The 14,930-nt window shown below is 37.5% G+C and carries 11 protein-coding genes; 9 read left to right on the top strand and 2 right to left on the bottom strand.

The window, feature by feature from the left end; genetic code table 11:
* Position 1 precedes the first annotated feature (1 nt).
* From HCX49_RS21760 to HCX49_RS21720, 9 genes are all read left to right on the top strand, one after another.
* Entirely contained in the window at positions 2 to 316 is a 315-nt protein-coding gene (locus tag HCX49_RS21760; RefSeq protein ID WP_168128125.1) for a hypothetical protein, read from the top strand.
* 62 nt (positions 317 to 378) lie between these two features.
* Entirely contained in the window at positions 379 to 1,380 is a 1,002-nt protein-coding gene (locus HCX49_RS21755) for a hypothetical protein (protein ID WP_168128124.1), read from the top strand.
* A gap of 294 nt (positions 1,381 to 1,674) precedes the next feature.
* Positions 1,675 to 2,052, top strand: coding sequence for a hypothetical protein (locus HCX49_RS21750; RefSeq protein ID WP_168128123.1), 378 nt, complete (start codon positions 1,675 to 1,677; stop codon positions 2,050 to 2,052).
* Complete coding sequence (locus tag HCX49_RS21745; protein ID WP_168128122.1) at positions 2,045 to 6,340, top strand: phage tail tape measure protein; 4,296 nt, start codon at positions 2,045 to 2,047, stop codon at positions 6,338 to 6,340. The genes HCX49_RS21750 and HCX49_RS21745 overlap by 8 nt, the downstream gene beginning before the upstream one ends.
* A 40-nt stretch (positions 6,341 to 6,380) precedes the next feature.
* On the top strand, positions 6,381 to 8,216 hold the full coding sequence (locus tag HCX49_RS21740; protein WP_168128121.1) for a hypothetical protein: 1,836 nt from the start codon (positions 6,381 to 6,383) through the stop codon (positions 8,214 to 8,216).
* A 54-nt stretch (positions 8,217 to 8,270) separates the two neighbouring features.
* Positions 8,271 to 8,579, top strand: a complete 309-nt coding sequence (locus tag HCX49_RS21735) for a hypothetical protein (protein ID WP_168128120.1) — start codon at positions 8,271 to 8,273, stop codon at positions 8,577 to 8,579.
* Between the two features lie 12 nt (positions 8,580 to 8,591).
* Positions 8,592 to 9,257: a hypothetical protein gene (locus HCX49_RS21730; protein ID WP_168128119.1), complete on the top strand. Its 666-nt coding sequence runs from the start codon at positions 8,592 to 8,594 to the stop codon at positions 9,255 to 9,257.
* Between the two features lie 3 nt (positions 9,258 to 9,260).
* Positions 9,261 to 10,331 (top strand): hypothetical protein, encoded by a 1,071-nt coding sequence (locus HCX49_RS21725; protein ID WP_168128118.1) that lies wholly within the window; start codon positions 9,261 to 9,263, stop codon positions 10,329 to 10,331.
* Between the two features lie 10 nt (positions 10,332 to 10,341).
* Positions 10,342 to 12,525: a hypothetical protein gene (locus HCX49_RS21720; protein ID WP_168128117.1), complete on the top strand. Its 2,184-nt coding sequence runs from the start codon at positions 10,342 to 10,344 to the stop codon at positions 12,523 to 12,525.
* Positions 12,526 to 12,588: 63 nt separating this feature from the next.
* Here HCX49_RS21720 and HCX49_RS21715 read toward each other — a convergent pair whose 3' ends face one another.
* Together HCX49_RS21715 and HCX49_RS21710 are read right to left on the bottom strand one after the other, a co-directional pair.
* Positions 12,589 to 13,500 (bottom strand): hypothetical protein, encoded by a 912-nt coding sequence (locus HCX49_RS21715; protein WP_168128116.1) that lies wholly within the window; start codon positions 13,498 to 13,500, stop codon positions 12,589 to 12,591.
* 102 nt (positions 13,501 to 13,602) lie between these two features.
* Positions 13,603 to 14,826, bottom strand: coding sequence for a site-specific integrase (locus HCX49_RS21710; protein ID WP_168128115.1), 1,224 nt, complete (start codon positions 14,824 to 14,826; stop codon positions 13,603 to 13,605).
* Between the last annotated feature and the right edge of the window lie 104 nt (positions 14,827 to 14,930).

Here is a 14,930-nt window from a genome sequence, read left to right as displayed (position 1 = left end):
CATGGGACTACTTAAAAAGCTGAAGAAAACATCAAAGGCCATCACGATCAAACAAACAACAGATCTATATCTGGATATCGATCGTCTGAAGCAACAAAAAATGCTGGAAACAACCGATGAAGGTGTATTTTATACCTTTCCGGAACTCCTGCAGATGAAAAACTCAGAGGCATTTCTTCGCAAACTTTACATCTACGGACGCACAACCGGTTTGCTCGCTGAAGGTGATATCCTCACCATCGAAGATATCAAACCCGACGACGATTCAAAGATCAAGCTGGCAACCGTGCTGGCTGATAATATTATCATACACTAAAACAAAAGGCAATCAAATAGATTGCCTTTTTTGGTTATATTAGGTGCTTAAATATTAACCGTATGAATATATTTTTATTTTTTGATACCTACTATGTGAATGGTGAGGATTCTCTTTTTTCATTTTATAGTTTTTTAAAAGATTTTGTTGTTCCTGCTGCTGCAATTTATTTCTCTATTAAAGCAGTTTATTGGGGTATTAATAAGCAGAATACGCTAAAGGAAATTGAAATTAATATTGAAAAAGAAAATGAGAAAGTGTTATTATCGGAAATTATAAAATTCAATAATCCAATTTTAATAGAAAGCATTAAAGAAGCAGAGATAAGCTTAGATAAAACCAAAAGTATATTAAACTTTAAAGATTTTACTGCCATAACAATTACAACTATGAATTCTACTAATTTTGATATTGTCAAAAATTTTGGATATGTGAAGATTATACAATTAATAGATAGTAATAATGAAGATGATTTTAAAATAGCATCTAAGTATTGGGTAGCCATCGATTCTGTAATTAAGAATTACACATCTCTAAATAATTATTTGAAAATGATTGAGGAGCAATACAGAATAAACAATAATGAATTAAATCGCATAAATCATGAAATAGCTCAAGAAACCTCAGTAAACATACACGGTGTAATTCCGCCATTTACAACAATTCATGTTTCGCAGGCACAAATAGAATCCGATCCGTTATTAAAACAAGCTATTTATTCCAATGAAATCACGAATCAGTTTAAGGAATCAAAAGATTCACACTTAATTAAGATACAAGAATTTCTAAAAAGCCTCTCTGCTTTAAAAGACGATGAAGTGATTTCTAAAGGAATAAATGCGGAATATGCTCAAAAAATAGTATTAGCGCTAGAGGTATTAGGAACTATAGAAAATCTATTTGATTCAGCAAATAAAACTATTACAAACTATTTGCCGATTTTTGATAAAAATAAGGCTGCAATTGAAAAATTCAATGAATTAATATCGAAAAAGGATTATAAAACACCGAAAAAAGAACAAAATTCATTTTTAAAATGCGTTAAAAACTTGTTTTGCAATTAGTTACTCCCTGTAATTGAAAACTCGTTTTCGCTCACACAAGAACGACACCAGCCCGCCCTGCCGGTGAATTGCAATTGCACCGCTCGGCCACAGGGCGGATATATGACGATAATTTTCAAAAAAGTGCCTTTAAATGTATTTAAAGACACTTTTTTAGTTGAATTCGACCGGTAGATTCTACCCCGTCGATGTCCCGATCGACTAAGACTCAACGACTACCGACTTAGGACCGAAAACCTCTGTCCTTTCTGCCCCCTAACCACCTGCCTACCTTCGATTATCAACTCAAATCGCATGGCAATTGAATCTACATTCATCAGAAATATTCTGAAGGAAGAAGGATCTCGGATGTTGACCAATCAGGGCAAAGCAATAACCCGGGAGGTCAAGTTCCACTCTAATAGATTACTTCAGGACAGGACTACTACTGTTATCCCTACAAGTATGGGCGGTACCTTAAAGTTTACCGTACCCCATTACAACCGCTTACTAGACATTAAAAGAGAACGCAAAAAGAAATCCGGTAAAGGCACGACTGTTAAGTCCCTTCGTATTTACAACCGATTCGTGATGGGCACCTACTATGCGATCGGCTTTCGGGTTGCAAATGATTTCACTGATCAAGTAAAACGCGATATCAGATCGCAGATGAGAGGGGGTATAAATGGCTAAGAAACTCACCGAGGAAGATTTAGTACTGAATATTATCGTGAATGGTAATAAGGCACAGTCGGATATAGGTAAGCTGTCACGATCATTAGTTGATGCTAAAGCTAATCTGAAAGCAACTCAGGCAGAGATGAAGGAACTGGAGAAGCAGGGACAAAAGAACTCATCTCGATATCTAGCCCTTGCTGTTGAAGCAGATAAGTACAATGCGACTATTTTAGAAACGAAAAGAAAGTTATCGGAATTAAACCAATCCCTAAAACTGAATGATCAGAACGAAAAACAATTAGAGGCGACATTGAAGCGAATGATTGCATTACGAAAGCAGTCGGTACCCGGGTCTGAAAACTATAAGGCATACTCGCAACAGATCGATATGGTTCGGAATCGTTTACGAGAACTAGGGCACGGTGCTGATCAAACAGGCAATTCTATACTACGGACCGCAAATCGTCTAAATCAATATATAGGTGCAATAGTAGCAGGTGGCGCATCAATGATTGCTCTTTGGGCGGGTGCTAAGAGAGCATCTGACGAATACGCGCACTTTGATGATGTACTGGCCGATGTGATGAAAACAACCAACTTGACAAAGACTAGTATTAAGGATCTGAATGCTGAACTAACCAAGATCGAAACAAGGACCAGTCAGGAAGATATGCTGGGCTTAGCTCGTATTGCCGGTAAGTTAGGTTATACAGATATCAAAGATATTACCGAGTTCGTTCGAGCCAATAACCAGATCATCGTTTCGCTTAATGAAGATCTCGGAGGGAATGTTGAAGAGACCGTGAACAAGATCGGTAAGTTGGTAGACATCTTTAAACTTAAGGATCTCTACACAACTGAAGAAGCTTTCTTAAAAGTTGGATCGTCGATCAATGAGCTCGGTATGGCCTCGACAGCCAACGAAGGTTATATGGTTGAGTTCGCGCGACGCATGGCCGGTGTTGCTCCTCTGGCAGGAATAACGATTGATCAGATCCTCGGTCTAGGAGCTACACTTGATCAGCTCGGCCAGTCTGAAGAGGTGTCATCGACTTCACTCAGTAAGATGTTTCTTGCTATGGCTAAGAACGCCGAAACATATAGTAAGTATGCCGGCATGAAGCTCAATGACTTTAAAGGATTCATGGAAAAGGATTTCATGGGTGCTTTTGTCAAAGTTCTGGAGGGAGTAAAAAATAACTCTGCAGGGATTAATGAACTTGCCGGTACACTCGGTGATCTGGGTGAAGATGGTGGTAGAACGATTGGTGTTTTGGGATCCTTAGCTAATAATGTCGATGTACTTAGATCTTCTATGAATCTAGCTTCGACATCGATGAAAGATGGTACATCGATTACAGCTGAATATGCGATCAAAAATGAGACTGCCGCTGCAAAAATGGAGATGGCGCAAAAGAGAGTAAAAGCGCTTTGGATCGAATTGGGTGAAAAGCTGAATCCTGTTGTCTTGTCAGGTACCAATCTCGTCATTACATTTTTTAAAGTTTTGATGACACTGTTTAGCTTCCTTGCTAATAATCATCGAATCATAATTGTCATTACAGCTTCAATTATCGCCTACAATGCGACGATCGCTATAAGTAATATCAACCTTACTACTAATATTGCTCTTACTAAACTAAAGGTGCTTTGGGAAAAGTTACTGACTGCAGGAACTATTTTACTCATAGCTGCACAGGAACTGTTAGCAGGAAGGATACTGAGTGCTAACAGGGCGATGGCTTTATTTTTCACGACTATAGGTCTTAATCCAATTGCTCTTTTAGTAGCTGGAATAGGTGCCTTAGTTGCTGCTTTTGTTGTCTATGGGGATAATCTTAGAGGTATTGTAAAGGTGCAGGATTCTTTAAACAATGCAATGAGGAAAGCTTCTGAAGATACTGCTGCGCAATTATCTGAAATTGATTCTTTAAACAAGGTGATGACCGATAACAAAGTTGCGCACGATAAGCGGATAGCAGCTATGGATCAGTTAAAACAGATCATGCCTGGTGTGCTGGATGGATATACTAAAGAAGAATTACTATTAGGAAAAGCAACTACTGCGATAAATACATATAGTGAAGCGTTGGTGTTGAATTCGCAAATACAAGCTAAAAGAAATGAGCTAAATAACTTGGCGGAGAAAGAATTAAAAGTTCAAAAAAATGATTTAGGATTTTTGACTGATACATATCGATATGTTAGGCAATCAATTATTGGTGTTGGTGCTGCTACAGTAGAAAATGCAATGGATAATGTCGAGTCATTACAAAATATTAATAAAGCCAGAAAAGAATTGACCGATTCAATATTATCGGATCAGCAAAAGTTAAACAAAATAGTCGTTGCTAAGACTCCAAAAGCTGAGGGTGGTACGAAAGTAGGTATTGATACCAGCAAAGAAGATGCAAAAGCAGCACGTGCCGCTGAAGCTGCTTCTAAGAAAGCTCGTCTGAAGGAATTGGAAGATGCAAAAAAAGATTATCAGGATAAATTAAAAGCAGAAGGTTTATTTCAACGCGATATTAATTCCTTAACCGCTGATGAATTGGAAAAACGTGCGCAGATCAAAGATGATTATATTAAAAAAGAAAACGAAATCAATCAAAAATATAACCATTCACAACGCGAACAAACAAACGAATATTCCTCAGAGTTAGATCGTAGGGCAGCGACTGAACGTAGATATCGTGACAAACTAGTCGATAAGACTGATCCTTTAATCCAGCAAGAAAAAGAAGATTTTGAAAAGCGCTTGCAATTAGCCGGTCTCTTTGATAAAGAAATGGAGGATAAGGTTAAGAAATGGGAAACGCTTACTGTAGAGCAACAGACAGCACTAGAAATTCTTCGAAATAATCATCAAAAGAATCTCAACAAGATAGATGCTGATGCAATTGAGAAAAGAACGGATAAGTTGTTGAAATCGAATTCTGTTGAACTTTCAGAATTACGAATCAAGCATAACGAAGAGCTTTCCGAAATCACGACTTTGGCTCAAGCTAAAGAAACGTTAAGTAGTGTTTTAAATGCTAAGGAATTATCTTCTATCAAAACTCTCGGTGACGCACGTAGGTTGATCCGGAACCAACAAGATCTTGAGGAACAAAAATTACAAAAGCAACATCTAGAAAGTTTATTGCTGGTTTTAAATGCCACGATCGAATCAGGTCAAATGGAAGGTATGAACCTTTCTGATTCGATTCTCTCTGATAAAGAAAAAGAAAGCCTTCAAACCAAAATCCGGGAGATAAAGGAAGAATTGTCGAAACTAAAAGGTCTCGACAAAACAGACGATATCAAAGATGATCAGCGATCAAAGGTTGATATACTTGGTATGGCTACTGAAGATTGGGAGAAGCTATTCGAAAACATTGGTACATCTGAAGAAAAATTAAACCGTGTTTTTGGAGCACTTGGGGCTATGACTCAAGTATGGAGCGCTTACAATAATATGGTTGCTTCAGGTGAAAACGCCCAGCTTCAAAAAGACGAACAGGTTAATAAGAAAAAGAGGTCAAATCTTGATTCAAGACTAAAGTCTGGGACGATATCACAAGAGTCATATAACAAACAAGTCGAAAAACTTGATAAGGATCTCGATAAGAAAAAGTCTGAAGTTGCGCATAAACAGGCGAAACGTGAACGAAATGTATCACTAATGTCTGCCGTTGTCAATACCGCTTCTGCAGTGACAAAGGCGTTACCAAATATTTTTCTAGCTGCATTAGTCGGTGCGATGGGAGCTTTACAAATCGGAACAATATTAAAAACACCACTTCCTGCGATCGAAGGTCGTGAAGATGGTGGATATATCGACGTGACTAGGTCGCAGGACGGTAAACAGTTTCGGGCAAAAAATGATCCGAAGAAACGTGGGTTTGTACCACAAACTTCAGTTATCGTGAGTGAAGAGGGAACAGAATGGGTTGCAAATGCAGATCTTGTTCGCAATCCTTTTGCCGCACCAATTATTTCACTCCTGGACACGATGCAAAGTAATGGCCGGATAGATCCTGCAGTACTAAGTAATATCATCACATCGACAATGCCTGGGCGTGCTAATGGTGGATATCTGAATAATAATAGTTCTAGATCTTCAACTGCCACACCTGGTCAAACAACGATCGTAAATGAGTCTGATGAAGAAATTCGCAAACTGATCGCGAATAATACTGCAGTAACTAATGCACTTTATCAAGCCGTTAAAAATGGGGTATCTGTATCGCTTTTAGGTCCTGAAGGATTTAAAGCTAAAATGGCGGAATTGGATCGTATTCAAAATAACGCTGATCTCTAGTGTCCTTTATTCAAGCATGGCTCAATGATAATTTTGAGCCATGCTTGAAATCCTAGTTAGAAACATATTTGTTGATCTGCCTGAAGATATTCAGATCGCTATGACGAACGAAAATCCGTTGCTCATCTCGGATAAACTGCCAGTACCTTATTCTCTATCTTTTCAACTTCCTCCTACTCCTAAGAACTCAGGAGTATTTGCGCATGCCAATCGTCTTGCGACCCATCAAGATGGTAAAGCTTTTAAAGCAGCTCCCTGCAAGATCTTCTTTCAGTCGATTTGTATTCTTCAGGGAACTATCACGCTCGACGAATATAATAAAGGTTTCAATGCAACATTCAAGGCTGTCGATTTCAATGATAACCTAAAAGCCGGGTTTTATAAAAAAGATTTCGGAGAATTGGTATTCAATGGTGATGTCCTGATACCTGGCTTTGACGATCCAGCATCATTTGATTATCACTATAAAGCTTGGACGGATACACTCGCTTACAACTCGCATCCAGACTATATAGCGGCTCCGATCTATGTCAAGATGTGGAATCATCCATTTTCATTTTATCGAGAACATGCTTCGGGCAATGGTAGTAATTCGATCCGTGTTCGAATGATCACGATGATGCAGGATCTCTATCTAAGTATGTTCAATGTCAATGATCAATCTTTCTTCTTCAAGACAGATGACGATCGTACCCAATCGACATCTTTGATATTTCCACTTTTCCGGCTTGGTTTTTTAGTCGATTGCTTGGTCGGGAATAACCTGAATAGCTCGCCTTTTGATGCGACCGAAATGCGAGATGTTTTAGTACCAACCTTTTACTTCAAAGGTCTTACTAGGGCATTATCTTCAATTCTTACCAGTAGCCCCTACCGGGAAAATCCTGCCTATGTAACTTTTAGTGATTACATGCCTGAAATCAATGCAAATGATTTCCTGAAGACGATACTAAATATTTTCTGCATGACCTTATCGGCTCATAAAGGCGGTTTTGTAGTCAACTTTAATAAGGAGATTTTTCAAGCTGATTTAAAATATAATTGGAGTAATAAGCTTATCGATGAATTGGCGATTAAAACAGTCGATGGCTTATTTTATGATTTCGGCTTTCAGGATGAAGAATATTATGTACCAGTTGAAGTGGTTCCTGAAGTCCAGACACATGAAGACATGTATAATACTCCTTTTAATCTACCAACTGTAGACGACAGCTATGAAGAGTTTTTCTACATAAAAGATACTGAGCAATATTTCCTAAAGTCAGCCTATTATCAATCGTACCGGGAGAATAACCAAGATCAATATGAATTGATGATCGCATATGATTTTAAAGGTTACAAGAAACCGGTGCGTAAAGAACCTGCTCCTGATCAGGAAACCTATGATGCAAAAAGTGATTTAAAACAAATGTATCTGCAGCCTAGCCCGTACTGGACCACATTATCCAATGATGATACGAAAAGATTTTGGACAGTACCCATGTGGATCCCTGAAGAGGGCGACGGTTATGATAAGAGTAAGCGTAATGTAAGATCTAAAAGCATTTCCTTATTACTCTATTCCGGTGTCCGAAAAACTGTTGATGGTAGCAAAGATTATCCATTTGTATCACCCTATAAAAACGACAACATTTCTCTGAAATGGGACGGCGCAGATGGTCTATTGAATAAATATCACCTGGATTTCAAGAACTGGATCGAACGGACTAAAACGAAAGCAACCGGTACATTTTTATTATCTCCGCTTGACCTGAATAAACTCGCGATCACGGATAAAATCCATGTTCAAGGGCGAAACTTCTTTATCGAAAAAATGCAGTACGTGATCAGGAAAGATAAAATCGACCCAGTTGTTGTGGACCTCGTCGAGGTGTAGCCTTGTCCTTTATTAACATACCTCTAACCATCAAATTTGTAACAAACCACTAAAATGAATGAATTATTTAAAATAGTATTCACACCCTTGCTGACGGCATTGACTCGGCGGTTTAAGGAAACCATCTTCGTCCTGTTGATCATCGCAGTGATCTGGGCCGTTTCGGTCAATCGGGACGATCAAAACAACAATAAAGGTGATTGTCAAGTACAATTAAAGGATGCTCAGGAAGAATTGAAAGATACACGAAAGCAATTACTGCAGGCGGTTCTGCAGAGCAAGGCCCAGGACGCCAATACTGCTCGAAACGATGAGCAAATACGTAAACAATCAAAAACAGATATTAAACAAGTAATGCCCTAAAACTATAAAGCCATGAAAAATTTCATTTTTATCTTACTAATCGCGGTATGTGGTATTATCGCCTTTACATTTTATCAGGAAAATAAATCCCTGCAACTTGCAAACAAGGATCTCGCAGAATTAAAACCTGGGAATGCTTATAACCCGATCATAAAGAGAGATACCATTGCAGGAAAATCGAAGATCGTTTATTTGCCTGCAGAGACACCCAATAATATCGGTGATTACGTTTCGAAATCGGTAGCCGACTCTTTACAGACAGCTTTGAAAATAGCGGTTAAAGATCTAAAGTCTTATAAATCATTCGTGATCACACTACAGGATTCCCTGAAGGGAAATGTGTATAAGGACAAAGCCGGTCTGCAGTGGGCTTCTTTGAAAGATAAAACCTTTGATATCCGGTACAATATTGATTCTAACCTATGGATACCTAAAGTAACGATCAAGCCTGAGCTATTAACTTATCGCACCCGAAAGAGCATATTTCACCCTTACAAATACAATAGTGCAATCATCGTCGATGATTCTAGGGCTGAAATTTCATTTGTACAAGACTTCACCAAGATCAAGCAGCCATCCCGTTGGGGTATCGGTGCCTTTGGAGGTCCGATCATGACACCCGTGGGATTATCTTATGGTGTAGGACTTGGATTGACCTATGATCTGATATCGTTTTAGACTATGATCAAAATTCTTAAAAAGCCTGCGGCGCTTAATTATACCAAAAGCTTACCACACATCGAATTTACATCCGATGAGGCTGAAGTAATGGTCAAGATCTTGGACGATGGTGTCGAACTGATCAGTGAGCGGTACAATCCTTTTAATGCAACTACTCCAGTAGTATTAAAGTTTGCCGGACTTTTGCACGGGAATCAAAATATTATTATTCCTGGTGCAGATCGCGTGACGGTCCAAGATCAGGGAGTGCGAACTTATACTGTACAGTTTATAGGCGAAGATACTTTCGAAGATCCAACTTTTGAAGAAATCAGCTTTGTAGCGATCAAAGGTTTCTATTATCGCCAACCGTTAGATATTGAATTCTATACGGCTTATAATTGGTTGAATATTGGAATACTTCCACAATCCGTTAAAACGCATCAGCCAGTTTACTTGACAGCGTACCCAGCAGAGCCAATCACGGTAAAGGTAGATTGCATCTATGAAGGTGGAACAACCGGGACATTTGAATATGCAAAATTATCTGCAGATAAATTACAGACGTTGGACGTTTCGCCATACCTGGTGCAACAGCTATCGTTTGATAAGTTGGCTCAATACACCATTTATGGAAATTCATCTGCAGGGAAATTGGTTTTGCGAAAACAAGTCTTCAGTGTTGAGCATTTCAACCCATTGATCCATGACTTCTTTGTCTTCGAAAATCGCCTCGGGGGTTTCGATTCCTTCGTCATGTCCGGCGAATTGAAAGATACATTTAAGAATAATCCGTCGAATGCACTGTTCGATGATCATGTAGTCGAGTATGCAACCAATCCAACCCGGACAGTATTAAAAAATACCGGATACATCCAAAGCCGTCAACATAGACAATTGTTGGTCGACTTTTCATTTTCAATCAACAGGTACCACATGCTCGACGGTGCTTTACGAAAAATTAACGTGAAGGATTCAACTTTGGATTTCACCAGGAACAACCTAAATGAATTTGATATCGAATTCAGCTATTCGGATTCGATCCTGGCATACCCACAGATCGAGCAAGCACCAAATTTTTTAAAAATCTAACTATACTAATATGACTCTTTTAGACCCAAATTTTAACGGACTCCCACCAGTAACGGATTGGGAAAAAGTATTTATAGCATTACAACAGGCTAATGAAAAAGTATTTCGTGGGGCATCTGCCAAAGAATTTGGAAAACAAGTTATTGGAGATGTAGCAATTCAGGGAGCAGATTTCGAAGATCTACCAATTGCAACGTCTTCAGCTCCTGTTGTACTACCAATTCCACAAGCAGAAATGAAATTTGGATTTTTAGCTAATGGAAGATATACGCAACCCAATGGCCCGGATCTAGAATATTCCACAACACAATGGGGTTTAACCTTGTTTGATGGAGTTAGATGGATTAAGAAGTTTACTTTAGATCTACCAGATAATTCAGCAAACGCTCCAGATTGGTCTTTGGGACTATATAAGAAAAATGATATTGTTACGAATGCCTCCAAAATATGGATTGCGCTTGAAAATACTAGTCAAGAGCCTAAAGCTACATCTACTCAATGGAAATTAGTTGATGAGAGCAGTCAATCATTTACTGTAGAAAAAAATTCTCAGAATTTAACTGCTACAATCGTAAATGGATTTTTAACCCGATCGGGAGGTTCAAATAATAACGCAGTAGGCAGAAGAACGGCTACAGCAAATGTAAACATGTACAAGATTACATATGGTAAAGCGTATGAATATGATGGTGAGATCGATCTTACAATATTTTCTACTATGGCTGGTATTTTGTACAAAGATGAAAATTTTGCTTTATTAGATTATGATGCATCTGAAACAAAAGTGTATAAAGGATACAGATTAAATTATCCGCCAGGAACAGTATATATAGCAGGTTGTGCAATTGGTTCCGATCCTGTCATAAAAGAAGTAGATGAAAGATTAGTTTTAAAATCCTCTGCTTTACCTAAAGAATCTCGTGGTCAAGTTACACTTATCGTTGATCCAGATGCAGAACTAACAGAAAATGTTTTTCATAATCTATCTGATGCTATTGCCAGATATAAAGAATATGATTCAGCTATTATTAGAGCAAAGGGTGGTAGATATGCCGAAACTTTAAACCTCGCTACAATTGGAGACTTACGATTAGAGTCTTCGGACGGAATTCCTGTAAAAATAGCTGGTGGTGAATTTTTGACAGGATGGGAAAAAACTGCAGGAACATTAAACGTTTACCAAATTAATTACAATAAAATAATACCTGAAACAACTCAGGATAAAACTAAAAGGATATTTGAAAACGGCAGACTATCATTAGCAATAGATCCGGCAAAATACCATCCTTTACATCGAGGCATGACTCATATGTCACCATTTAGTGAGATTAAACAAGCTGCTAGCCTTACCGAATGCGACTCAAATAAAGGTTCTTTTTTTCACTCAGAGGGAGTACTATATATACACACAAATGATTCTATTAATCCTAACACTAGTGGGTTTACATATGAAAATGCTGTTCGGCCAAACACTTCTTGGGGTAGTGATAATACTGGAAGGAAAATAGAATTAAACAATATTATTTTTGAATTTTCAAACAATGATGGTTGTCATATCTACGGAAGGCATGTAATAAGAAATAATGTTACTGTATTAGGTTCAGCTAGTGAAGGAATTAATGATGATAACTGCACGGGAGTATCACGAGGAGATAGAGTAATAAGTCCCGGAGCTGACTGTATTAATGGTCATTACACAAACTACAATACTGATGTAAGAAATGATCAATATACTTTCTATTACTACAATGTGTATGCTATAAATGGAGAAGGTGATGTTATATCTCACCATGCTAGAAGTAATGTTTTTATTAGCAATATATTAGGGGAAAGATGTAACCGCAGAGGTATAATTGCTTTCGGTGGAGCTATAATGACAGTTAATGGAGGACGTTTCCGCGACAATTTAATGGAAGGGTGTATGGCACAAAATGATTCCGAAAGTGGTAATAGCGGAAAGATCAGTACTACAGTGCACCTAATTAATGTTGTGAGCGAAAACCACTCGGTTAATTTTAGAACCACAGAAGGTGCAACTATTGTAGCTGAGTGGACACGATCTAAGGGAGCAACTGTAAACGATATAAATAATGCAGGTATTTTTGAATACCATGATTTTGGGGTCGATACTGTAAGTCCAAATAATATTGTTGGAGCAGGGACAGTACGAAAAACAGAGTATAAAATGATATAATGAAATGCATAATAAAACATTTAATTAAAACCGTTTTATTATGCATTTCAAATCAATTTTCATCTAAAAACCATGCAGCTTATTTTTAAAAAAATCATTTGACTTTTCATCGTCAAAAACAATATCCTTTTTATCTTTATCCAAAATTATCATATTAAATGATTTTCTAAGTATTGTATCTAGACCAACACTAACCTGTTCTTGATATTGCCTATCTACTAATTTTTTTAATTTCTTACTCTCAAAAGAGGCCCCGTGCAGAAATTTAGACCGTAAGTCATAGCCTTTATTAATAATTGATGTAGTCATTTCTAAATCCGCTGGCTCACCTCCTAGAAAATAAGCAACCATAAATCTCAATTTGAACGAAATATCTGCAGGTCCAGTTGAAAAAAGGGCTTCCAATGCAACAATGTACCAAGAAATCTTCTGTAATAAACTACTTGTACATCGTGCTAGGAATACAAATTGTTGGGCTCTCGCCATTTTATTGTATGTTGCATAATTTCTCAGACTGAACTTAGATGATGAGAATCCATTTTCGGATTTATAAACATTTTCCAAGGGACCGATAATATCTCTAAATTTTCTATCCAAATCCATTACCTGTAATATTTCAGATTTTGAAAAAAAGGTGTTTTCATGTGTGCCATTGGCCAATGTGCAATAATTCAATTGTTCATCCCAAAATGGATTTGCTATATTTGTATTCACTAGATATCCTGATGGAGTAGATCCACAAGTATCTTTCAATAGCCAGCAAGAAACTGATAATATTGTGTTTGTCCTAGATATTTTATTATTTAACACTACATTTTCATTTGGGGTAAAAGCATCCTCTTTAAAAAAAAACATAGGATTTTCAATCAGGTTTTTAAACTTAATTTTGCCTATGAATGGTTCAATATATCTTAAAAAAGGACTGTTTTTGTTGATTGATGCAAATAATGCTAGCTCTGGAATATCTTCCTCCAAAGCCAATCCCTTTGTGGAAATTATAGTAGTTCTCATAATTAAATGTTGTTTAAAAAAAAGTAATACAATTTACTACAATATAAGTAGAATGCAAATTCATCATCACCCATTAGCCCACATTTTAAACCCTTCCTGTATTTTAATAGCCTGTGCGAATTCATAGTCATCATCGATATGAGCATATCTTTCGGTTGTTGTGATCTTAGTATGCCCCATAATCTGTTTAAGCGCATAGATGTCACCTACAGCCGTCATAAATAAATAACCAAAAGTGTGACGTCCAACGTGCGAATGCAAATTCTTATTAATATCAGCCATACGCGCTAGATCTTTTAAGGTTCTGTTGTATTCCTGCTCTGTAGGCAACGAAAAGAACTGACTTAGTGTTTCATTAATAAAAGTTTTTGCGATCGGGATAATCGGTATTTTAATCGTTTTCGGTGCGCGATCAATATTTTTTTGCATTGTGAAAATTATCATAGTTTCTGACATCATCCATTTCTTATTCGCTTTATACACATCCGAAATTCGTAGCGATGTAAAGCACTGAAAAAGAAAAGCACGCAAGACGTTTGTTTCTATTTCTTTTAAAGGTTCATTCTGCAAATTGATCAACCGTTGGATCTCATCCCTCTTTAGATAAGTTGTCGGAGTATCGATAGGCATATTTTTGTAATCGATAGCTACCTGATCAACAAAGATGGTAGCTTCGTCATTCGCTATTCTTAAAAATGCCTTAAGATCACGAATTCTAGTCCAAACAGTATTGTGGGCATTTCCTTTCTTTTTTAAGAAGGCTTTATACCCATCCATCCAACTTGTAGACACCTGTGAAAATTCTGCTTTATCATCATAGGCAACCAACGTATTAATTGTTGTGTGGTAATTTTTATAAGTCTGATATGATATAAGCCGTTTATTCAAAAGTTCTTTTGATCGACTGATCATGTACCCTATAAGTGATTTGGACGTTTGAGCCAGACGCAGTTCCCTGAGTAAATTCTCTTCAGTCAATATTCGATTCGAAAGCCTGTAGATCTTAGCTATCTCATTAACTTTTGAAATTTCAGAAATGATCATCATGTTGTAATCCATGACGTCATTATCCTTTCGAGTACGAGGTAATAGGGTATTATTTCCCCGATCAACCTTTTCAGCGATCCAGCGGAGATCTAAAGGCAAGCGTGTGCGGTATTTATTTCCGTTGCCGGTAATAAAAACTTCGAGATAGAGCGACACTTCCCGTGTCACTGGGTTTATTTTATCCTTACGATAAAATAGCGAGATAGAAAATTTGAACAATTTTTCTGCTGTTTGAAAGTTCATAATCATGATCGATTTTTCAGGTGTACACAAAGGTGTACGTGAGCATCGGTCACCAGAATTATAACCCCCGACAGAAATGAGGATTTGCGTGGTTTAAACGCATA

The organism is Sphingobacterium sp. B16(2022) (assembly GCF_012030425.1).
Lineage (GTDB): Bacteria > Bacteroidota > Bacteroidia > Sphingobacteriales > Sphingobacteriaceae > Sphingobacterium > Sphingobacterium anhuiense.
This window is presented reverse-complemented; position numbering and strand designations above follow the sequence as displayed.

Bases quoted from the DNA above. Each gene is read 5' to 3' on its own strand.
- HCX49_RS21760 (WP_168128125.1), top strand. From the start codon at position 2: ATGGGACTACTTAAAAAGCTGAAGAAAACATCAAAGGCCATCACGATC.
- HCX49_RS21755 (WP_168128124.1), top strand. From the start codon at position 379: ATGAATATATTTTTATTTTTTGATACCTACTATGTGAATGGTGAGGAT.
- HCX49_RS21750 (WP_168128123.1), top strand. From the start codon at position 1,675: ATGGCAATTGAATCTACATTCATCAGAAATATTCTGAAGGAAGAAGGA.
- HCX49_RS21745 (WP_168128122.1), top strand. From the start codon at position 2,045: ATGGCTAAGAAACTCACCGAGGAAGATTTAGTACTGAATATTATCGTG.
- HCX49_RS21740 (WP_168128121.1), top strand. From the start codon at position 6,381: ATGCTTGAAATCCTAGTTAGAAACATATTTGTTGATCTGCCTGAAGAT.
- HCX49_RS21735 (WP_168128120.1), top strand. From the start codon at position 8,271: ATGAATGAATTATTTAAAATAGTATTCACACCCTTGCTGACGGCATTG.
- HCX49_RS21730 (WP_168128119.1), top strand. From the start codon at position 8,592: ATGAAAAATTTCATTTTTATCTTACTAATCGCGGTATGTGGTATTATC.
- HCX49_RS21725 (WP_168128118.1), top strand. From the start codon at position 9,261: ATGATCAAAATTCTTAAAAAGCCTGCGGCGCTTAATTATACCAAAAGC.
- HCX49_RS21720 (WP_168128117.1), top strand. From the start codon at position 10,342: ATGACTCTTTTAGACCCAAATTTTAACGGACTCCCACCAGTAACGGAT.
- HCX49_RS21710 (WP_168128115.1), bottom strand. From the start codon at position 14,826: ATGAACTTTCAAACAGCAGAAAAATTGTTCAAATTTTCTATCTCGCTA.